Genomic DNA, 21,031 nt, shown 5'->3' with positions numbered 1-21,031 from the left:
CGCGCGCCACCGTCGCCCGCCCTCACCGAGCGCCACGCCGCCCGCCGGCACCCGCCCGCCCGGTCACCCGGCCTCACCGGGCCTCACCAGCCGCTGAGCCTCGCGGCCGCCTCGTGCAGGGCGAGCTCCAGCAGCATCGGGTCGGTGAGCCGCCCGGACCCGTCGGGCGGGACCAGCCAGCGCACGCCCCGGCTGCTGCGCTCGGGGTGCGGGACGACGATCCAGGTGCCCTCCCCCGCACTGCGCACCCCGGTGCCGATCCAGCGGGAGGCGGTGCCGACGGGCACCAGGAAGTTGACGTGCTCGCCCCCGAAGTCGGTGAGGACCGGACCGCGGGTGCGCGGGTCCAGGACCTCCAGGGCCGGGCGCCCGAGCCGTCCGGGGACGGAGAGGACGTCCCAGCGTCGGCCGGCCGGCAGCAGCATCAGGCCCAGCCCGGTGCGCTCCCACTGCTCCCGGAAGGACTCCGGGTCCGGTGCCACCTGGGCGAGCCAGTGCAGTCCGGTGGTCTCCATAGTCGTGTCCCCGCTTCTTACCGTTCGTCCTGTTCGGAGACGGCGGGAAGACCGAGACCCGCCGTCACCAAGGAGAGGCGGACGGCGGGTCCCGATTACACGACTACGGAGCACCCGACCGGGGGACTTTCACGCGTCAGCTGTCGAAGCCCAGTCCCAGCCGGTCGAGGGTGCGCAGCCAGAGGTTGCGGTGGCCGCCGGTGCGGTCCGCCCGTTCCAGGGACCGGGTGGTGAGTTCGATCCCGGCCCAGCGCACCGGCTCGGGCGGGAACGGCAGCGGCTTGCTGCGCACCATGTCCAGCGAGGTGCGCTCGGTGCGCTCCCCTGCGAGCAGGTCGAGCATCACCTCGGCGCCGAAGCGGGTCGCGCCGACGCCGAGCCCGGTGTAGCCGACCGCGTACGCGACCTTGCCCCGGTAGCCGGTGTCGAAGAAGGCGGAGAACCGGCTGCAGGTGTCGATGGCACCGCCCCAGGCGTGGCTGAAGCGCAGCCCCTCCAGCTGCGGGAAGCAGCGGAAGAAGTGGTTGGCCAGGGTGCGGAAGGTCTCCGGCCGCTGGTCGTACTCGTGCCGGACGTGGCCGCCGAAGTGGTAGACCGCGTCGTAGCCGCCCCAGAGGATCCGGTTGTCGGCGGAGAGCCGGAAGTAGTGGAACTTGTTGGCGCTGTCGCCGAGGCCCTGCCGGCCGCGCCAGCCGATCGAGGCGAGCTGCTCGTCGCTGAGCGGCTCGGTCATCAGCGCGTAGTCGTACACCGGGACGACGTACGGGCGGACCCGCTTGAGCAGGGACGGGAACACGTTGGTGCCGAGGGCGACCTTGCGGGCGAGGACCCGGCCGTACGGGGTGCGGACGGCCATGCCGCTGCCGTGCTCCCGCAGGTCGGTGGCCCTGGTGTGCTCGAAGATCCGCACGCCCTGGCCCAGGCAGGCGTCCTTGAGGCCCCAGGCGAGCTTGGCGGGGTGGACCATCGCCACGCCCTCCTTGTCCCAGAGGCCGCCGAGGAAGGTCGGCGAGTCCACCTCGGCGCGCAGCTGGTCGGCGTCCAGGACGGTGATGTCGAAGCCGTACCGGGCGACCGCCTCGGCGATCTCGTGGAGCTCCTCGACCTGGTGGGGCTGGGTGGCGACGTCGATCTCGCCGGTGCGCTCCCACTCGGCGTCGATGCCGTAGCGCTTGAGGGTGGCCTCGATGCCGTCGAGGTTGGCGGCACCGAGCCGCTCCAGCTGGGCCAGCTCGGACGGCCAGCGGTCCAGGCCGTTGCCGAAGCCGTGGGTGAGGCTGGCCGCACAGAACCCGCCGTTGCGCCCGGACGCGGCCCACCCGACCTCGTTGCCCTCGACCAGCACGACGTCCAGCGAGGGGTCGCGCTCCTTGGCGATGAGGGCGGTCCACAGGCCGGAGTAGCCGCCGCCGACGACCAGCAGGTCGCAGGTGGTGTCGCCGACCAGGGCGGGCAGCGCCGCCGGCCGGCCGGGATCCTCCAGCCAGAAGGGGGTGGGCCTGGCGTCACTGAGCGCGCGGGCGGAGTCCATGCATTATCAGCCACTTTCTAGGAATAGATGACGGTTTCGCGTGTCACCGCTGCCGACCGTACGTCAGGCGGTGGCCTTCCGGCGGTTGCCCAGCCACTGGCCGCCGACGGTCAGCAGGACGGCGGCGAGGAACATCGCGGTGCCGATGACGTTCACCTGCACCGGGATGCCGCGCTGCGAGGCGCCCCAGACGAACATCGGGAAGGTGACCGTGGTCGGGCCCGAGTTGAACTGGGTGATGATGAAGTCGTCGAAGGAGAGCGCGAAGCTGAGCAGCGCGCCCGCCGCGATGCCGGGCGCCGCCAGCGGCAGGGTGACCCTCAGGAAGGTCTGGGTGGGGGTCGCGTAGAGGTCCTGGGCGGCCTGTTCGAGCCTCGGGTCCATGCTCATCACGCGTGCCTTGACCGCCGTCACCACGAAGCTGAGGCAGAACATGATGTGCGCGATGAGGATGGTGGTGAAGCCGAACGGGATGCGCATGTTGAGGAAGAGCGTCCCGAGCGAGGCGGCCATGACCACCTCGGGCATGGCCATCGGCAGGAAGATCATCGCGGTGGTGGCCGAGCGGCCGCGGAAGCGGTGGCGGGCCAGCGCGAAGGCGACCATGGTGCCGAGCACGGTGGCGCCGATGGTGGCGAGCACCGCGATCTGCAGGCTGAGCGAGAGCGACTGGCACATGTCGGCCACGCCGCAGGGGTTCGTCCAGGCGTCGGTGGAGAACTCGTTCCACTCGTAGTTGAACTTGCCCACCGGCTTGTTGAACGAGAAGGCGAGCACGACCAGGTTGGGCAGCACCAGGTAGGCGAGGGCCAGCAGGCCGGCCAGCACCACCAGGTGGGCGCGGATCCACTTGAACATCCGGGACATCAGACCAGATCCTCCGTCCCGGCCTTGCGCATGTAGACCGTCACCATGCCCAGGATGAGGGCCATCAGGATGAAGCTCAGCGCGGCCGCCGTGGGGTAGTCGAGCACGTTCAGGAACTGCTTCTGGATGCCGTTGCCGACCATCTGCTCGCTCGGCGAGCCCAGCAGCTGGGCGTTGATGTAGTCGCCGGAGGCGGGGATGAAGGTCAGCAGGGTGCCCGCGACCACGCCCGGCAGCGAGATCGGGAAGGTGACCTTGCGGAAGGTGGTGAACGGCCGGGCGTAGAGGTCGCCGGCCGCCTCGTGCAGGCGCGGGTCGATCCGCTCCAGCGAGGTGTACAGCGGCAGGATCATGAACGGCAGGAAGTTGTACGTCAGACCGCAGACCACCGCGAGCGGCGTGGCCAGCACCCGGTCGCCCGAGGTGAGGCCGAGCAGGTTGGTGACGTCCAGGACGTGCAGCGCGTCCAGCGCGCCGACCACCGGGCCGCCGTCGGACAGGATGGTCTTCCAGGCCAGCGTGCGGATCAGGAAGCTGGTGAAGAACGGCGCGATGACCAGGACCAGGATGACGTTGCGCCAGCGCTTGCTGGCCTTGAAGGCGATCGTGTACGCGAGCGGGTAGCCGACGGCCAGGCAGAGCACGGTGGCGACGGCCGCGTACGAGAACGAGCGCAGGAAGTGCCACCTGTACTCGACCAGGGCGTCCCAGTAGGTCGAGAAGTGCCAGGTGACCTTGAAGCCCTCTTCGAGCGAGCCGGTCTGCAGCGACGTCGACCCCTGGTAGAGCATCGGGACGGCGAAGAACACGACCAGCCAGGCGATGCCGGGCAGCAGCAGCCAGTACGGGGTGAGCTTGCGCCTCCGCTTGGGCGACGCGGGTTCCGCCAGGGGGCCGCCGTCGGGGGGTATCGGCTGCGGCGGCGCGGCCGCGGTGGTGGCGGTCATGCGGCCTCCTCCGCGGTGCCCGCGTCGATCGCCTGCGCGGCGTCCAGGGCGAAGGAGTGCGCGGGGTTCCAGTGCAGCAGGACGGGCGCCCCGGGGACGACCCGGGCGTCGCGCTCCATGTTCTGCTCGAAGACGGTGACCTCCTGGCCGCCGTCGGTGCGCACCACGTACTGGGTGGAGACGCCGATGAAACTGGAGTCGAGCACCGTGCCGGCCAGCCGGTTGCGGCCGTCGGCGACCTGCTCGGAGGCGTGGGTGATGGTGATCTTCTCCGGGCGCACGCCCAGGTGGACGCGCTTGGCGTCGGTGGCGCAGCGCGCCTTCGGCACCGCGAGCCGGGCGCCGGCCGTGCTGAGCAGCAGGTCGCCGCCCTCGGTGCCGGTGACCTCGGCGGGCAGCAGGTTGGACTGGCCGAGGAAGTTGGCCACGAAGGTGGTGGCGGGGTTCTCGTACAGATCGGCGGGCGCGCCCAGCTGCTCGACCCGGCCGCCGTTCATCACCGCGATGGTGTCGGCCATGGTCATGGCCTCCTCCTGGTCGTGGGTGACGTGCACGAAGGTGATGCCGACCTCGGTCTGGATCCGCTTGAGCTCCAGCTGCATCTGGCGGCGGAGCTTGAGGTCGAGCGCACCGAGCGGCTCGTCCAGGAGCAGCACCTGCGGGTGGTTGATCAGGGCGCGGGCGACCGCGACGCGCTGCTGCTGGCCGCCGGAGAGCTGGTGCGGCTTGCGCCGGGCGTACTGGCCGAGTTCGACCAGCTCCAGCATGTCGTCGACCTGCTTCCTGACGTCCTTCCTGCCGCGCCGGCGCAGGCCGAAGGCGACGTTCTCGAAGATGTCCAGGTGCGGGAAGAGCGCGTAGCTCTGGAAGACGGTGTTCACCGGCCGCTTGTACGGGGGCAGGGCGGTGACGTCCTGGCCGCCGATCAGGACGGTGCCGCCGGTGGGCTCCTCCAGGCCGGCGATCATGCGCAGGGTGGTGGTCTTGCCGCAGCCGGAGGCGCCGAGCAGGGCGAAGAACGATCCCTGCGGGACGGTCAGGTCGAGCGGGTGGACGGCGGTGAAGGAGCCGTAGGTCTTGCCGATGCCGGTGAGCCGGACGTCGCCGCCGACGGCCGTGTCACGCTGCTGGTCTGTCATGGCGTGGTGTCTTCCTGGGTTCTCTGCCGGGAGTGGGGGTCAGGCGCCGATGAGCTTGGAGAACTTCTGCTCGAAGTCGCTCTCCTCGCTCTCGGAGAGCGTGCGGAACACGTGCGCCTTGACCGCCATCTCGGGGGTGGGTACGACCAGCGGGTTGGCCGCGGTGTCCGGAGCGATGCCGACGAGCTCGTCCTTCATCCCGGTGACGGCGGAGACGAAGCCGATGCCCGCGACCAGCTGCGCCGCGATCTTCGGCTGGTAGTAGAAGTCGATCAGCTTCTCCGCGTTCGTCTTGTGCTGCGCCTTGGCCGGGACCAGCATGTTGTCGGTCGAGGCGATGTAGCCCTTCTCCGGGATCACGAACTCGATGTCCGGGTTGTCGGCGCGCAGCTGGATCAGGTCGCCGCCCCAGGCGACGCAGGCCGCGATGTCGCCCGCGGAGAGCTCCTGGCCGTAGTCGTTGCCGGTGAAGCGGCGGATCTGCTTGCTGTCGACGGCCTTCTGGAGGCGGGCGACCGCGCCGTCGTAGTCGTCGGCGGTGAACCTGGTGACGTCCTTGCCCTGGTCCAGCAGGACCATCCCGACGGAGTCGCGCATCTCGGAGAGGAAGGTGACCCGGCCCTTGAGGTCGGGGTCGTCCAGCAGCTGGGAGACGCTGGTGACCTCCTTGCCCCTGGTCGCCTTCCGGTTGTACGCGACGACGGTCTGGATGCCGGCCCACGGGTAGGTGTAGAGCCGGCCCGGGTCCCAGTCGGGGGCGCGGAAGCGCGACTCGATGGTGGTGATCGCGGTGGTGACGTTCGCCGGGTTGAGCTTCTGCGCCCAGCCGAGCCGGATCAGCCGGGCGGCCATCCAGTCGGTGAGCACCACCAGATCGCGGCCGGTGTCCTGGCCGGAGGCGAGCTGCGGCTTGATCTTGCCGAAGAACTCGACGTTGTCGTTGACGTCCTCGGTGTACCTGACCTTGATCCCGGTGGCCTCGGTGAAGGCCTCCAGGGTGCCGTGCTTCTCCTTGTCCTTCTCGTCCGCGTCCACGTACAGCGGCCAGTTGGAGAAGGCGACCTCCTTCTGCGTCTCCGAGCGGTCCTCGGCGGCGTTCGCGGTCGAGTCGCCGCTCACCCGGGGGGCCGCCGGGATGCCGCAGGCGGCCAGGGTGCCCGCTCCCGCGGTCAGGGCGGCGGCACGCAGCAGGGTGCGGCGGCCGAGCGCGGCCCGACCGCTGGTCAGACTGCGTTCCCAGGCCCTTCGGACCGGTTCGGGCAGACCGTCGGTGAGCTCGTTGAACGCCATGGAACGGGCCTCCTGGAGGAGAGGGGGTGTGGGGGCACCCGCTGGGGCCGGGGGTTATCTGTCTCCGAAGACGGTGCGGTGCCAGTCCTTGCGGGCCACCGCCGTGGTGTCGAACATGACGTGCTTGACCTGGGTGTACTCGTCCAGCGAGTACTGGGACATGTCCTTGCCGTAGCCGGACGCCTTGTAGCCGCCGTGCGGCATCTCGCTGATGATCGGGATGTGGTCGTTGACCCAGACACAGCCGGCCGCGATCTCCCGGGTCGCGCGCAGCGAGCGGTGCACGTTGCTCGTCCAGGCGGAGGCGGCCAGGCCGTACGGGGTGTCGTTGGCCAGCCGCAGGCCCTCGTCGTCGCCGTCGAAGGGCAGCACGGCCAGCACCGGGCCGAAGATCTCGCCCTGCACGACCTCGCTGTCCTGGGCCGCGCCGGTGATCAGGGTGGGCGGGAAGTACGCGCCCCGGGTGAGGTCGGTGCCGTCGTGGCCCTTCTCCGGGACCCGGCCGCCGGTGACCACCGTGGCGTACGAGCGGGCGCGCTCCACGAAGCCGGCCACCCGGTCCCGGTGGGCGTAGGAGACCAGCGGGCCGAGGTCGGTGTGCGGGTTCAGCGGGTCGCCGGTCCGGATCGCCGCGTACAGCTCGGCCACCCCGGCCACGAAGGCGTCGTAGAGCGGGCGCTGGACGTAGGCGCGGGTGGCGGCGGTGCAGTCCTGGCCGCCGTTGATCAGCGAGGCGGCGACCGCGCCGTGCACCGCGGCGTCCAGGTCGGCGTCGTCGAAGACCACGAACGGGGCCTTGCCGCCGAGTTCCAGGTGGGTGCGCTTGACGCTCGCGGTGGCGATCTCGGCGACCCGCCTGCCGACGCCGGTGGAGCCGGTGAAGGAGACCATCGCGACGTCCGGGTGCCCGACCAGGTGCTCGCCCGCGGTGCGCCCGGCGCCGGTGACCACGTTGACCACGCCGTCCGGGATGCCCGCGGCGGTGCAGGCCCGGGCGAACATCAGCGAGGTGAGCGGGGTCAGTTCGGCGGGCTTGAGCACGATGGTGTTGCCCGCGGCGATCGCCGGGAGGATCTTCCAGGCGGCCATCTGCAGCGGGTAGTTCCACGGCGAGATCGAGCCGACCACGCCCACCGCCTCGCGCCGCACGTACGAGGTGTGGTCGCCGGAGTACTCGCCGGCCGCCTTGCCCTCCAGGTTGCGGGCCGCGCCGGCGAAGAAGGCGGCGTTGTCGACGGTGCCAGGCACGTCGAACTCGGTGGCCAGCCTGACCGGCTTGCCGGTCTGTGCCGTCTCCACCCGGGCCAGGTCGTCGGCGGCGTCGGCCAGGACGGCGGCCAGCCTGGTCAGCGCCTCGGAGCGCGCGCCTGGGGTGGCCGAGGACCAGCCGGGCAGGGCGGCCTTCGCGGCGGCGACGGCGGTGTCCACGTCCTCGGTGGTGGCCAGCGCGACCTGCTCGACCACACTGCCGTCGGCGGGGTTGACGACCTGGAAGGGTTCGCCGCTCCCCCGGGTCTGGCGGCCCGCGATGTACTGCGCGCCCGGGCCGAAGTCGGTCAGGTCCATCTGATTCCTCCAAGTGCCGTGGTTCGACCGCTGCGGGGTCACGCGTCCGCGGTGGGGGTCTGCGGTCCCGCTGACCTTGCCTGCTGCGGGGGCGGGGTGACAAGGGTCACTCCGACAGTCTCGGCACGAAGGGCCTTACAGGATGCAAGGGTGCGCGCAGGGCAACAGGTCGTCGGGGGGATGGATGATTTACCTGACACCCTGATCCACCGGAGCCTCCCGCTCCGGTTTCCCACCGCCCCGGAGGCCCGCGATGCTCCCCACCGTCGCCCGAGTCCTCGACCTGGACGTGATGCGGCGCGGCCTGCCCCAGGTGGTGGCCGGCGCCGACCACCTGGAGCGGCCGGTCCGCTGGGTCCACGTCAGCGAGCTGCCGGACGTCGCCGGGATGCTCCGCGGCGGCGAGCTGGTGCTGACCACCGGCATCGCGCTGCCCGAGGACCGCGAGGGCCTCGCCCGCTACGTCCGCGAGCTGGACGACGTCGGGGTGGCCGGCCTGGTCGTCGAGTTCGGGCGGCGCTACTTCGACTCGCTCCCCCGCGCCCTGGTCAACGCCGCCGAGCAGCGCGGACTGCCGCTGATCACGCTCCGCCGCGAGCTGCGCTTCGTCGCCGTCACCGAGGCCGTGCACGCACTGGTGGTCAACGCCCAGCTGGAACAGCTGCGGGCCTCCGAATCCGTCCACCAGGTCTTCAACGAGCTGGTCGTGGAGGGCGCCGAACCGCCCGAGGTGATCCGCCAGGTGGCCCGGATGGCCGGCGGCCCCGTCATCCTGGAGAACCTGGCCCACCAGGTGCTCGCCCACGACACCGCCGGACGCCCCGAGGCCGAGGTGCTGGAGGACTGGGAGCGCCGCTCGCGCGGGGTCCGTCCGGCCGGCCGCACCGGCCACGACCCGCGCAGCGGCTGGCTGGTCACCACCGTCGGTGCCCGCGGCCAGGACTGGGGCCGGCTGGTGCTGGTGCAGGAGCCGGGACCACTGCCCGAGGGCGAGGCCCACCCGCACACCATGCTGCTGGAGCGCGGCGCCTCCGCGCTGGCGCTCAACCGGCTGGTGGTCCGCGACCGGGAGAGCCTGGAGCGGCAGACCCACCGCACCCTGCTCTCCGGCATCCTCACCCACGCGCTGACCGTCTCCGAGGCGGCGCTGCGCGCCCAGGCCCTCGGCGTCCCGCTGGAGGGCCGCCGGCTGGTCGGCGTGGTGCTGCGCCAGCGGCGCGGGCCGATCCCGGCCGCGCTGGAGGCACAGGCCAGGCTGCGGGACTTCACCGAGCTGGCCGCCGGCGCGGCCCGGGCCTGCCGGCTCTCCGCCCTGGTCGGCGCGCTGGACGACGAGGCCGTCGGCCTGCTGGTCACGCTCGGCACCCAGCAGGACGAGCACGCCGCGCTGGACGCCCTCTCGGCCGCGCTGCGCCGGATGTCGGCCGAGTCCGGACGGGAGGGCGCCGACCCGGCCGGCCCGGTGGTCGCGGTCGGCTCCTCGGTCGGCTCGGTGCGCGACGCCCGGCGCACCCTGCTGGAGGCCACCCAGGTCGCCGACGCCGCCCTGCACGACGCGCCCGGCGGCCGCAGCTCCTCCTACTACCGGCTGCCGGACGTCCGGCTGCGCGGCCTGCTCCACCTGCTGCGCGACGACGCCCGGCTGCAGACCTACGTGGAACGGGAGTTGGGCCCGCTGCTGGCCCACGACGCCGAACACAACGGCCAGTTGGTGCAGATGCTGCGGATCTACCTGGAGCAGGGCCGGAACAAGTCGGCCGCGGCGGACGCCGCGCACCTGTCCCGGCCGTCCTTCTACGACCGGCTGCACAAGGTCGAGCGGATCCTCGGGGTCGACCTCGACCAGGTGGAGTCCTGCCTCTCCCTGCACGTGGCGCTGCTCGCCCTGGACGCCGTACGGCGCTGAGGCCCGCGCCTCGCACCCCGGTGCCCCTCACGCCCCGGCAGCCCTCGCGCCCCGGTGCCCCTCACGCCCTGCACCTTTCACACCCCGGTGATGCGCCCCCAGACCTTGTGCAGCTCAGGCCGCTCCGCCGAGGTGACGTCGCGCATGGTGCGCAGCCGGGCGCGCATCTCCTCGGTCGGGAAGACCAGCGGGTTCTCGGCGAGTTCGGCCTTCTCCTTGTCGCCGCTGGCCGCCAGCACCTCGCGGGCGGCCGGCACCGGGCAGATGTACTGGACGAACGCGGCGAGTTCGGCGGCCACCTCGGGCTGGTAGTAGTGGTCGATCAGCAGCTCGGCGTTGCGCTTGTGGGCGGCCCGGTTGGGGATCATCAGGCTCTCGGCCCACAGCTCGCCGCCCTCCTCCGGCACCACGAACTCGATGTCCGGGTTCTCTGCGGTGAGCTGGACGGCGTCGCCGGAGTAGGCCTGGCAGGCGATCGCCGCACCGGAGGCGAGGTCGCTGGTGTAGTCGTTGCCGGTGAAGCGCCGGACGTGGCCGCTGTCGACCACCTTCTGCACCAGGTCCATCGCCTTGTGGGCGTCGTCGTCGCTGAACTCCGCGATGTCCGCGCCCTGGGAGAGCATCAGCAGCCCGAGCGCCTCGTCGAGCCCGGCGAACAGCGTGACCCGGCCCTTGAGGTCGGGGGCCCACAGGTCCCCGGTGGACCTGATCTCCCGGCCGAGCGCCTTGCGGTTGTAGGCGATGCCGGTGATCCCGGACTGCCACGGCACGCTGCGCCGGCGACCGGGGTCGAAGGACGGGTCGGCGAGCTGCGGGTCCAGGTTGGCCGTCACGTTGGGCAGGTTGGCCCGGTCCATCGCCTGCACCCAGCCCAGCGAGACGTACCGCCCGGCCATCCAGTCGCTGATCACCATCAGGTCCCGGCCGGGGGCGGCACCCTGGGTGAGCACCGGGCTGATCTTGCCGAAGAACTCGTCGTTGTCGTTGATGTCCTCGGTGTAGGTGACCGCGATCCCGGTCTTCTCCCTGAAGGCGTCCAGGGTCGGACGCCCGCCCTCGTCGTCGGTGTCGATGTACTGCGTCCAGTTGGAGAAGGCGAGCCGCCTGTCGCTCTCCGAGCGGTCCGGCGCCGAGCGGCGGTCCTCGGCCACGTACGCGGACGGGATGCCGCAGCCGGTGAGCGTGCCCGCGCCGAGCAGCGCGGCCCCGCCGAGCACGGAACGCCGGCGCACTGCCGGGGAGTCGGACGGACGGCGGGTCAGGGTGGAGCTGCTGGGCATGGCGGGGGCCTTCCGGAGCGTGGGACGGCCCCGGACACACACACGCGCGGGTGTCCGGGGCCGTCCTGGGAGATACGTCGTCCTGGTCGGTACGTCAGACGGTGTGGGCGTCGGTGAGCGTCAGCACCTCGTCCAGCACCGCGAGGCCGGCCTTGGCCTCCTCCTCGGTGACGGTGCACGGCGGGACGACGTGGAAGCGGTTCATGTTGACGAACGGCCAGAGCCCGCGCTGCTTGCAGGCGGCGGCCAGCTCGCCCATCGGCGCGTTGTCGGCGCCGGCCGCGTTGTACGGGACCATCGGCTCGCGGGTCTCCCGGTCCTTCACCAGGTCGAGCGCCCAGAACACCCCGAGGCCGCGGACCTCGCCGATCGACGGGTGCCGCTCGGCCAGCTCGCGCAGGCCGGGGCCGAGCACGGTCTCGCCGATGTGCCTGGCGTTCTCGACGATGCCCTCCTCCGCCATGGTGGTGATGGTCGCCACCGCGGAGGCGCAGGCCAGCGGGTGGCCGGAGTAGGTGAGCCCGCCGGGGAAGGCCCGCTCGGCGAAGGTGGCCGCGATCTCGCCGCTGATCGCCACGCCGCCCAGCGGCACGTAGCCCGAGTTGACGCCCTTGGCGAAGGTGAGCAGGTCCGGGGTGACGCCCCAGTTGTCGGCGGCGAACCACTCGCCGGTGCGGCCGAAGCCCGCCATCACCTCGTCCAGGATGAACACGATCCCGTGGCGGTCGCAGATCTCCCGCACCCCGGCCAGGTAGCCGGCCGGCGGGACCAGGACGCCCGCGGTGCCCACCACGGTCTCCAGGATGATCGCCGCGACGGTGGCAGGACCCTCGAACGCGATCACCTGCTCCAGGTGCTCCAGCGCGCGCTCGCACTCCTGCGCCTCGTTCTCGGCGTGGAAGTTGGAGCGGTAGGGGTACGGCCCCCAGAAGTGCACCACCCCGGAGACGCCGGTCTCGTTGGGCCAGCGCCGTGGGTCGCCGGTGAGGGCGATCGCGTTGGCGGTGGCACCGTGGTACGAGCGGTAGGTGGACAGCACCTTCTGCCGGCCGGTGTGCAGCCGGGCCATCCGGATGGCGTTCTCGTTGGCCTCGGCGCCGCCGTTGGTGAAGAAGATCTTGTCCAGGTCGCCGGGGGTGCGCTCGGCGATCAGCCGGGCGGCCTCGCTGCGCGACTCGACCGCGAAACCGGGCGCGATGGTGCAGAGCTTCGCCGCCTGCTCCTGGATCGCGGCGACCACCCTCGGGTGCTGGTGCCCGATGTTGGTGTTGACCAGCTGCGAGGAGAAGTCGAGGTAGCGGTTGCCGTCGTAGTCCCAGAAGTACGAGCCCTCGGCGCCGGCCACCGCGAGGGGGTCGATCAGCGCCTGGGCGGACCACGAGTGGAAGACGTGCGCACGGTCGGCGGCCTTGACCGCCTTTCCGGCGGCAGGGTCAGCGGTGGGGATGCTCATGCCGGTAAGGCTAGGACGGCCCGTCCCCGAAGGGCAGTTCCATCGTGTCAGCCGGTCGCGCCAACCGTCGACAGGGTGCAAAGGGACAGGGCCCGGGTCGACGAGACCCGGGCCCACTGTCGCATCAGCCGATCATCAGATCGCGATCATCCTGCGCTCGACGGCCATGACCCGCCAGATCGCGGTCATCCTGCGCTCAATGGCCATGACTCGCTAGATCGCGGTCATCCTGCGCTCAATGGCCATGACTCGCTAGATCGCGGTCATGACGTGCTTCACCCGGGTGTAGTCCTCGAAGCCGTACGCCGACAGGTCCTTGCCGTAGCCGGACTTCTTGAAGCCGCCATGCGGCATCTCGGCGACCAGCGGGATGTGGGTGTTGATCCAGACACAGCCGAAGTCCAGGCGGCGCGACATCCGCATGGCGCGGGCGTGGTCCTTGGTCCACACCGAGGAGGCCAGCGCGAACTCGACGCCGTTGGCGTACTCGACGGCCTGGTCCTCGTCGGTGAACTTCTGCACCGTGATGACCGGGCCGAAGACCTCGTTCTGGATGATCTCGTCGTCCTGGTTCAGGCCGGAGACGACGGTCGGGGCGTAGAAGTAGCCCTTGTCGCCGACCCGGTGGCCACCGGCCTCGACCTTGGCGTGCGCGGGCAGCCGCTCGATGAAGCCGGAGACCTGCTTCAGCTGGTTGGCGTTGTTCAGCGGGCCGTACAGCACGTCCTCGTCGTCCACGCCACCGGTCTTGGTCTCGGCCGCGGCCTTGGCCAGCGCCTCGACGAAGGCGTCGTGGATCGACTCGTGCACCAGCACGCGGGTGGCGGCGGTGCAGTCCTGGCCGGCGTTGAAGTAGCCCGCCACCGAGATGCCCTCGACGGCCTCGGCGATGTCGGCGTCCTCGAAGACCACGACCGGGGCCTTGCCGCCCAGCTCCAGGTGGACGCGCTTGACGTCCTTGGAGGCCGACTCGGCGACCGAGATGCCGGCGCGCACCGAGCCGGTGATGGAGGCCATCGCCGGGGTCCTGTGCTCGACCATCAGCTTGCCGGTCTCGCGGTCGCCGCAGATGACGTTGAAGACGCCGGCCGGCAGCTCCAGGTCCTTGAGGACGCCGCCGATGATCTCGGCCAGCAGCACGGTGGAGGCCGGGGTGGTGTCCGACGGCTTCAGCACGACGGCGTTGCCCGCGGCGATGGCCGGGGCGAACTTCCAGACGGCCATCATCATCGGGTAGTTCCACGGCGCGACCTGGGCACAGACGCCGACCGGCTCGCGGCGGATGATCGAGGTCATCCCGTCCATGTACTCACCGGCGGCCTTGCCCTCCAGCAGGCGGGCGGCACCGGCGAAGAAGCGGATCTGGTCCACCATCGGACCGATCTCCTCGGAGAGGGTCATCGCGCGGGGCTTGCCGGTGTTGCGCACCTCGGTGTCGACGATCTCGTCGGCCCGGGCCTCGACCGCGTCGGCGATCTTCAGCAGCAGCTTCTGCCGGGTGCTCGGGGTGGAGTCGCGCCAGATCGGGAACGCAGCCGCGGCGGAGGCCATGGCCGCGTCGACGTCGGCGGCACCGGACAGCGGCGACGTCGCGTACGCCTCGCCGGTGGTCGGGTCGACGATGTCGAGCGTGCGGCCGTCGGCCGCGTCGACGAACTCACCGTTGATGTAGTTGCGCAGCGTGCGAAGGTCGCTCACGGGTCTCTCCTCGGTCTGGGCCTGCGGCGTTGCAGATTCCGGCGCCATGGTACGTCGGCGGATACGGCATACGAAGGGTGCCGCCGAGTGGCCGCGTCCGGAGCGACGCGGTCCACTGGTGGCGGTATGTGCGCCGCCCCTCGGGGTCGCGCGCGTACGGTGTCAGGGTAGCCGCACGACTGCTGGTATCGACAGACCGAGTGCGCTTGGGCGATGAAATCCGCATGTGTTTTCCAAGATCACAACGAAATCAGCAGGTTCCTCGCTTGCGAACACGAGAGCGATCAGGCACAGTGGCCGCGTGGCCAACCGCGACCGGAACGCCAGCGTTCCCCTCGACGCCGCCTCCAAGGCGATCATCGAGCAGCTCCAGGAGGACGGGCGCCGCCCGTACGCCGCCATCGGCAAGGCCGTCGGCCTGTCCGAGGCGGCCGTGCGGCAGCGCGTCCAGAAGCTGCTCGACCAGGGCGTGATGCAGATCGTCGCCGTCACGGACCCGCTCACCGTCGGCTTCACCCGCCAGGCGATGGTCGGTATCCGGGTCGAGGGTGACATCGAGCCCGTCGCCGACGCGCTGGCCGCCCTCGACGAGGTCGACTACGTCGTCTGCACCGCAGGCTCGTTCGACCTCCTGGCCGAACTGGTCTGCGAGGACGACGAGCACCTGCTCGAACTGATCAACAAGCGCATCCGCGCCCTTCCCGGCGTGCGGAGCACCGAGAGCTTCGTTTACCTGAAGCTCCGGAAACAGACCTACACCTGGGGCACCCGATGACAGCCGACCCGGCGCAGAAGGACCTTTCCAAGACCGCCTACGACCACCTGTGGATGCACTTCACCCGCATGTCGTCGTACGAGAACTCCCCCGTGCCGACGATCGTCAAGGGCGAGGGCACCTACGTCTGGGACGACAAGGGGCGCAAGTACCTCGACGGCCTCGCCGGCCTGTTCGTCGTGCAGGCCGGCCACGGCCGCGAGGAGCTCGCCGAGGCCGCCGCCAAGCAGGCCAAGGAGCTCGCCTTCTTCCCGGTGTGGAGCTACGCCCACCCGAAGGCCGTCGAGCTGGCCGAGCGCCTGGCCAACTACGCCCCGGGCGACCTGAACAAGGTCTTCTTCTCCACCGGCGGCGGCGAGGCCGTCGAGACCGCCTGGAAGCTCGCCAAGCAGTACTTCAAGCTGACCGGCAAGCCGACCAAGTACAAGGTCATCTCGCGCGCCGTCGCCTACCACGGCACCCCGCAGGGCGCGCTGTCGATCACCGGCCTGCCGGGCCTGAAGGCCCCGTTCGAGCCGCTGGTGCCGGGCACCCACAAGGCCCCGAACACCAACATCTACCGCGCCCCGGCCTTCCTCGAGGGCCCGGACGGCACGGTCGACCCCGAGGCCTACGGCCGCTGGTGCGCCGACGAGATCGAGGTGGCCATCCTCAACGAGGGCGCCGAGACCGTCGCCGCCGTCTTCGTCGAGCCGGTGCAGAACGCCGGCGGCTGCTTCCCGCCGCCGCCCGGATACTTCCAGCGCCTGCGCGAGATCTGCGACCGCCACGACGTGCTGCTGGTCTCGGACGAGGTCATCTGCGCCTTCGGCCGCCTCGGCACCATGTTCGGCGCCGACAAGTTCGGCTACCAGCCCGACATGATCACCTGCGCCAAGGGCATGACCTCGGGTTACTCCCCGATCGGCGCCACGATCATCTCGGACCGCCTGGCCGAGCCGTTCTACAAGGGTGACAACACCTTCCTGCACGGCTACACCTTCGGTGGCCACCCGGTCTCCTCCGCGGTGGCGCTGGCCAACCTCGACATCTTCGAGCGCGAGGGCCTGAACCAGAAGGTCCTCGACAACGAGTCCGCCTTCCTGGGCACCCTGAACAAGCTGCGCGACCTGCCGATCGTCGGCGACGTCCGCGGCAACGGGTACTTCTACGGCATCGAGCTCGTGAAGGACAAGGTCACCAAGGAGTCGTTCAACGACGACGAGGTCGAGCGCGTGCTCTACGGCTTCCTGTCGAAGGCGCTCTTCGACAACGGCCTGTACTGCCGCGCCGACGACCGTGGCGACCCGGTCATCCAGCTGGCCCCGCCGCTGATCTCCGACCAGTCGACCTTCGACGAGATCGAGCAGATCCTGCGGACCAGCCTGACCGACGCGTGGGCGAAGATCTGACCCCCTGATCCTTCTTCCCCACCCTCCGCCGAAGGGCGGTCCCGCTCCCCGCGGGACCGCCCTTCGGCGTCTCCGGGCCCGCGTTTCCCGGCCGCAACATCACAGTCGTACGACCAAACATGCCTGAATGCGGGTGATTTGCCCGTGATGGACCAGTGCGCCGCCTCCGCCACCAGGCCCCGTCGTTCTAATCTGACGACTGTCATATCCCTGCGGCCACCCAGGATGGATCCTCATGTCAGCGGCACCGCCTGACAACGACGTGCTGTGGGCCCGAGGGATCGTCAAGTCCCATGACGGCACCCCCGCCGTGCGCGGCATCTCGATCGGCGTCCGCGAGGGCGAGGTGCTCGCCGTCACCGGCCCGCGCGGCTGCGGCAAGAGCACCCTGCTCGGCTGTCTCTCCGCACAGCTCCCGGTCGACGAGGGCGAGGTCTGGTTCAACAGCGCCCCCGTGCACACCCTCTCCCGGGCCGGCCGCGAACGGCTGCGCCGCGACCGCTTCGGCTTCGTCGGCTCCGAGCCGCACCTGGTGCCCGAACTGACCGCCCGGGAGAACGTCGCCCTGCCGCTGCTGCTCGCCGGGGCCGGCAACAAGGCCGCCTACACCGCCGCCGCCGAGTGGCTGGAGCGCCTCGACGTCGGCGACTGCGCCCGGCAGCGCCCCGAGCGGCTGCTCCAGAGCCAGCGCCAGCGGGTCGCCGTCGCCCGCGCCCTGGCCCCGCTGCCGCCGGTCGTCTTCGCCGACGACCCCACCGCACCGCTGCACCGCGAGGCCTCCGACCAGGTCATGCGGATACTGACCAGCGCGGCCCGATCCCACCAGCTCACCCTCGTCCTGGCCACCCACGACCCCGAGCTCGTCCGGTTCGCGGACCGCGCCGTCGCCCTCGTCGACGGACGGCTCACCGCCCCCGCCGCCCCCGTCCCCCGCGGCACCGCCGGTCGCGGGACCGCCGCGGCGTCCGCCGTCACGGCCAACCACCGCTGACCACGCCGAGCCGCGAAAGAGTCGACGTGTTCTATCTCCGTCTGGCCCGGGGCTACCGGGTGCCCGACCTCGGCCGCTGGCTGCTCACCGCCCTGGCCGCCGCCGTGGTCGCCGCCTTCCTGCTGCGCTCCCTCGGCCGGGCGATGAGCGACCCGACCGGCGGCGCCGACCCGCTGGCCCGGCTGCTCTGGTGCCTGCCCCCGCTCGCCGCCGTCGCCTGGTTCGCGGCCGTCACCGCCCGCGCGGTGCCCGCCCGGCGGCCCGAGCGGATCGCCGGCCTCAACGCCGCCGGGGCCGGCTCCCGCCGGATCCGGACGCTGATCGCCGGCGAGGTCACGCTCGCCTCCGCCCTCGGCAGCGTGCTCGCCCTGCTGCTCTTCCTGGTGCTGCGCAACGACATCGCCGGGCCCGCGCTCGCCCCCGACCTCGGCATGGGCGTCCCGTTGCCGGCGGCCGCGCCGATCGCCCTGCTCGCGCTCGTCCTCGGCCCGTTCGGCGGCCCCGGTGACCGGCTCGGGTGTCTGTGCGCCGTCCCCGTCGGCCGGGCGGTGCTCGGCGGCCTCGACCAGCTCCAGCACCCGGGTGTAGTCCGAGGAGGGCAGTCTGTCCTCTAGTCGGCCGAGCACAGAGTCCTGCAACTCGGGTGCGAAGCGGGCGAGTTGAAGGCGAACCCGGCCGGAGGAGTCGGTCGGGTCGCCGCGCAGCGAGCGCAGGATGCCGGCCGCCAGCCGGTCGACCAGTGTCGCCGGATCGAGCCGCTCGGTGCGGAACCGGTCGGCGTCGACGGTCGCGTAGCGGAGCCAGCCCGGGGTGGCACCCGGCGTCGCCGTCGGCCGGTCGGCGCGCGCGCCCTGCTCCGCCTCCCGTTCGATCGCGTCCTGCGGCAGGCTGACCGCGCCCAGGTCGCGGCCGGCCCGCAGCGCGCCGAGCGGGTTCGGGGCCTGGACGGTGTGCAGCAGCTCGTGGGTGAGCAGCCGCCGGCCGTCCTCGGCGGCCGGCCGGTACCTGCCCTCGCCGAAGAAGAGGTCGGGGCCGACGGCGACGGCGTCCGCGCCGATCAGCTCGGTCAGCGCGGCGGAGTCCCGGTCGGTGTGCACCCGGACCCGGCTGAGGTCGTGCCCGAGCCTGGCCTCCAGCTCCCGGCGCACGCCCGGGTCGAGCGGCTGGCCGGCGCCGGAGACGATCTCCTTCGGCTCGGGCGTCCGGGCCCTCGGCGTCCGGGTCTTCCGCCGGGCCGCACCCTGCCTGCTGTCCGGTGCGGAATCCTTCGCGGCGGCGAGTCGCGTCATGGCCGCCCCCGTTCCCGCGCGCGGCCACCGCCGGACAGCCCGGAGTGCACGGCCCGGGCGAGCGCCTCGCCGAGCCGCTGCGGCGAGGTGCCCGGCGGCAGCGGGGGCAGCCCGGAGAGCAGGTCCAGCGTGCGGTCGCCGCCGGCCGCGAGCGGCACGCCGCGCGCCTCGACCAGGCGGGTCAGTTCGCGCCGGAACGCCGCCGCCAGCCGGTCGTGGTCGAGGTGCGCGAAGCCGTCGAGGACCAGCTCGCCGATCTCGACCTCGATCCGTCCGGCACCCCCGGGCCTGGTACCCCCGGGCCCGGCGCCGCTCCGCCCGGCCCCGTTGCGCCCCGTCCCGGGCCCCTCGGTCAGATCCATCCGCCGACCTCCGAGGGCGTCAGCGAGCGTTCCAGCTTCAGGTACTCGGTGCGCGCGGCGGCCAGCAGGTGCCGCATCTCCACCGGGCAGCCCTCGTCCGCGGCCAGGAAGGCGCCGGACAGCGCGATGTTGCGGATCGAGCCTCCGGCCACGGTGAGCTGGGCGAGCCGCTCCGGATCGAGGCCCCGGCTGGGGGTCTGTTCGGGGATGACCCGCCGCCAGATCTCGGCGCGCTCCGGCACCCCGGGGAACGGGAAGTCGACCACGAACCTGATCCGCCGCATGAACGCCGGGTCCAGCGCCTTCTTCATGTTGGTGGTGAGCACGGCCAGGCCCCGGTAGGCCTCCATCCGCATCAGCAGGTAGCTGACCTCCAGGTTGGCGTAGCGGTCGTGGCTGTCCTTGATCTCGCTGCGCTTGCCGAACAGCGCGTCGGCCTCGTCGAACAGCAGCAGCGCGCCGCCGCGTTCGGCCGCGTCGAAGACCCGCCGGAGGTTCTTCTCGGTCTCGCCGATGTACTTGCTGACGACCTGGGAGAGGTCGATGACGAACAGGTCCACGCCGAGCCGCCCGGCGACGACCTCGGCCGCCAGCGTCTTCCCGGTGCCCGACCCGCCGGCGAACAGCGCGGTGACGCCGAGGCCGCGGCGCAGCACCGACTCGAACCCCCACTCCTGGTAGACCGTGCCGCGCCGGCGGACGTGGGCGACGATCTCGCGCAGCGTCGCGCGCTGGCGCTCCTCCAGGACCAGGTCCTCCCAGTCGGCGCGCGGCTCGACCCGCCGGCCCAGCTCGTCCAGGGACATCCGGGCCTCCACCAGCCCGGCGTGCCAGGCCAGTGGGCTGATGTCCGCGCCGTTGTCCCCGCCGTCCTCGGCCGCCCGCCGGGCCGTCGCCGCCGCCGACCGGATCACATGGCCGGGCAGCGAGAACTGCGCGGCCAGCGCGCGGAGTTCGCCCTCGGCGATGCCCGGCGCACCGTCCAGCGCCGCGGCCCAGATCGCCAGCTGCTCCTCGGGGCCGAGCGGGGGCACGGTCAGCCGGCTGCGGTCCGAGGTGCCGGCCGACGGGGGCTCGTCGCCGGACACGACCAGGGGCACCGCCAGGCTCGCGAGGAAGGCCTCCGTGCCGTTCGGGGCCTGCGGGCGCTCCCGGCCGGGCTCCCCGCCCTCCACCAGCAGCGCGGCCGGGATCAGGATCGCCTCCCGCTGCCAGAGCCGGGCGAGCCGCTCGCGCTCGGCGGGTTCGGTGGGCAGGTCCTCGCGGTGCGCGGCGTAGAGGCCGAGCCCGGCGCGGTGGGCCGCCGCCGCCGCGATGTCCCAGCGGGTACGGCGGTCGGCGCCGGTCAGTTCGGTGTGCGGCGGGCCGGTCAGCCCGGTCGCGGTCCACCCGTGCGCCAGCTCGGCTGCGCACCGCTCGTGCGGGCCCGGCAGCTTGCCGGGCGGCCGGACCGGCGTGAGCAGGCCGTGCAGCCGCACGTCCAGGTACGGCACGCCGACCAGGAAGTGCAGCACCCGCTCGTCGATCCGCAGCCGGGAGGCGGTGAGCGCCGTCTCGTCGTCCGGCTCGACCAGCCGGAAGCGGCGCAGCGGGCCCACCGGGGTGAGTGCGCTCCAGTGCGGCTGGTCCAGGGCGGCGAGGGCGAGCGAGAACGTCGGGTACGTGTGCCCGGGATCGCCGCCCGCCGCGGCGCACCGGGCGGCGGCGGTGGGGTCGATCGCGGGGGCGGCGGCCAGCACGAGGACGTCGCGCTCGAACGGGGTGAGCCCGAAGGAGGCCGTGAGCGCGTCCAGGGCGGTGGGGGGCCGCTCCAGTGCGGCTGGTCCAGGGCGGCGAGGGCGAGCGAGAACGTCGGGTACGTGTGCCCGGGATCGCCGCCCGCCGCGGCGCACCGGGCGGCGGCGGTGGGGTCGATCGCGGGGGCGGCGGCCAGCACGAGGACGTCGCGCTCGAACGGGGTGAGCCCGAAGGAGGCCGTGAGCGCGTCCAGGGCGGTGGGGGGCTGCCGGCGCCCGCCCCGGCGGCCGGCGG

17 protein-coding genes and 2 pseudogenes are annotated in these 21,031 nt (G+C 72.1%); 5 read left to right on the top strand and 14 right to left on the bottom strand.

The features are described 5' to 3' along the window. Nucleotides 1–83: 83 nt before the first annotated feature. The 7 genes from BU198_RS13545 to BU198_RS13515 all read right to left on the bottom strand — a co-directional run bounded on the left by BU198_RS13545 (nt 84) and on the right by BU198_RS13515 (nt 7,855). Nucleotides 84–515 (bottom strand): bifunctional DNA primase/polymerase, encoded by a 432-nt coding sequence (locus BU198_RS13545; RefSeq protein WP_188297097.1) that lies wholly within the window; start codon nt 513–515, stop codon nt 84–86. 136 nt (nt 516–651) lie between these two features. Further along, nucleotides 652–2,046, bottom strand: a complete 1,395-nt coding sequence (locus BU198_RS13540; RefSeq protein WP_188297096.1) for an NAD(P)/FAD-dependent oxidoreductase — start codon at nt 2,044–2,046, stop codon at nt 652–654. Between the two features lie 63 nt (nt 2,047–2,109). Further along, nucleotides 2,110–2,913, bottom strand: coding sequence for an ABC transporter permease (locus BU198_RS13535; protein ID WP_188297095.1), 804 nt, complete (start codon nt 2,911–2,913; stop codon nt 2,110–2,112). Next, a complete protein-coding gene (locus BU198_RS13530) occupies nt 2,913–3,860 on the bottom strand; it encodes an ABC transporter permease (protein WP_188297094.1) in 948 nt (315 codons plus the stop codon). The genes BU198_RS13535 and BU198_RS13530 overlap by 1 nt, the downstream gene beginning before the upstream one ends. Next, nucleotides 3,857–4,999, bottom strand: coding sequence for an ABC transporter ATP-binding protein (locus BU198_RS13525; protein ID WP_188297093.1), 1,143 nt, complete (start codon nt 4,997–4,999; stop codon nt 3,857–3,859). The genes BU198_RS13530 and BU198_RS13525 overlap by 4 nt, the downstream gene beginning before the upstream one ends. Nucleotides 5,000–5,038: 39 nt before the next feature. Then, nucleotides 5,039–6,289 carry a spermidine/putrescine ABC transporter substrate-binding protein gene (locus tag BU198_RS13520; RefSeq protein ID WP_188297092.1) on the bottom strand — a complete coding sequence of 417 codons (1,251 nt, stop codon included), beginning with the start codon at nt 6,287–6,289 and terminating at the stop codon, nt 5,039–5,041. Between the two features lie 54 nt (nt 6,290–6,343). Then, complete coding sequence (locus BU198_RS13515; protein ID WP_188297091.1) at nt 6,344–7,855, bottom strand: gamma-aminobutyraldehyde dehydrogenase; 1,512 nt, start codon at nt 7,853–7,855, stop codon at nt 6,344–6,346. Nucleotides 7,856–8,108: 253 nt separating this feature from the next. Between BU198_RS13515 and BU198_RS13510 the strand changes: the two genes are divergently transcribed. Beyond that, the gene (locus BU198_RS13510) at nt 8,109–9,761 is read left to right on the top strand and encodes a PucR family transcriptional regulator (RefSeq protein WP_188297090.1); all 1,653 of its coding nucleotides are present in this window, start codon (nt 8,109–8,111) and stop codon (nt 9,759–9,761) included. A 77-nt stretch (nt 9,762–9,838) separates the two neighbouring features. On the opposite strand, the gene BU198_RS13505 is transcribed toward BU198_RS13510, so the two are convergent. The 3 genes from BU198_RS13505 to BU198_RS13495 form a co-directional block, all read right to left on the bottom strand. Then, entirely contained in the window at nt 9,839–11,041 is a 1,203-nt protein-coding gene (locus BU198_RS13505) for a spermidine/putrescine ABC transporter substrate-binding protein (protein WP_188297089.1), read from the bottom strand. Nucleotides 11,042–11,135: 94 nt separating this feature from the next. Further along, complete coding sequence (locus tag BU198_RS13500; protein ID WP_188297088.1) at nt 11,136–12,494, bottom strand: aspartate aminotransferase family protein; 1,359 nt, start codon at nt 12,492–12,494, stop codon at nt 11,136–11,138. A gap of 252 nt (nt 12,495–12,746) precedes the next feature. After that, nucleotides 12,747–14,240, bottom strand: coding sequence for a gamma-aminobutyraldehyde dehydrogenase (locus tag BU198_RS13495; RefSeq protein ID WP_188297087.1), 1,494 nt, complete (start codon nt 14,238–14,240; stop codon nt 12,747–12,749). A 253-nt stretch (nt 14,241–14,493) separates the two neighbouring features. Here BU198_RS13495 and BU198_RS13490 point away from each other — a divergent pair, with 253 nt between their 5' ends. The 4 genes from BU198_RS13490 (at nt 14,494) to BU198_RS42115 (ending at nt 17,963) form a co-directional block, all read left to right on the top strand. Then, nucleotides 14,494–14,967 carry an Lrp/AsnC family transcriptional regulator gene (locus BU198_RS13490; RefSeq protein ID WP_030243538.1) on the top strand — a complete coding sequence of 158 codons (474 nt, stop codon included), beginning with the start codon at nt 14,494–14,496 and terminating at the stop codon, nt 14,965–14,967. Then, nucleotides 14,964–16,358 (top strand): aspartate aminotransferase family protein, encoded by a 1,395-nt coding sequence (locus BU198_RS13485; RefSeq protein WP_188297086.1) that lies wholly within the window; start codon nt 14,964–14,966, stop codon nt 16,356–16,358. The genes BU198_RS13490 and BU198_RS13485 overlap by 4 nt, the downstream gene beginning before the upstream one ends. Before the next feature lie 235 nt (nt 16,359–16,593). Beyond that, a complete protein-coding gene (locus BU198_RS13480) occupies nt 16,594–17,349 on the top strand; it encodes an ABC transporter ATP-binding protein (RefSeq protein ID WP_188297085.1) in 756 nt (251 codons plus the stop codon). Nucleotides 17,350–17,375: 26 nt separating this feature from the next. Further along, nucleotides 17,376–17,963: a hypothetical protein gene (locus BU198_RS42115; protein ID WP_223244339.1), complete on the top strand. Its 588-nt coding sequence runs from the start codon at nt 17,376–17,378 to the stop codon at nt 17,961–17,963. A gap of 336 nt (nt 17,964–18,299) precedes the next feature. Here BU198_RS42115 and BU198_RS42110 read toward each other — a convergent pair. From BU198_RS42110 to BU198_RS44240, 4 genes and pseudogenes are all read right to left on the bottom strand, one after another. Next, a pseudogene (locus BU198_RS42110) lies at nt 18,300–18,638 on the bottom strand (DUF4157 domain-containing protein); the annotation flags it as partial. Then, nucleotides 18,635–19,000 carry a hypothetical protein gene (locus BU198_RS13470; protein WP_223244338.1) on the bottom strand — a complete coding sequence of 122 codons (366 nt, stop codon included), beginning with the start codon at nt 18,998–19,000 and terminating at the stop codon, nt 18,635–18,637. The pseudogene BU198_RS42110 and the gene BU198_RS13470, both read right to left, overlap by 4 nt. Beyond that, the gene (locus tag BU198_RS13465; RefSeq protein WP_317620107.1) at nt 18,991–20,739 is read right to left on the bottom strand and encodes an ATP-binding protein; all 1,749 of its coding nucleotides are present in this window, start codon (nt 20,737–20,739) and stop codon (nt 18,991–18,993) included. Before BU198_RS13465 ends, BU198_RS13470 begins: the two co-directional genes overlap by 10 nt. A gap of 146 nt (nt 20,740–20,885) precedes the next feature. Continuing rightward, nucleotides 20,886–20,936: pseudogene (locus BU198_RS44240) on the bottom strand (hypothetical protein); the annotation flags it as partial. Between the last annotated feature and the right edge of the window lie 95 nt (nt 20,937–21,031).

The organism is Streptomyces sp. CBMA156 (assembly GCF_014596515.1).
Lineage (GTDB): Bacteria > Actinomycetota > Actinomycetes > Streptomycetales > Streptomycetaceae > Kitasatospora.
Note: the sequence above shows the minus strand (reverse complement) of the source record. Positions and strands in the feature narration are given on the sequence as shown.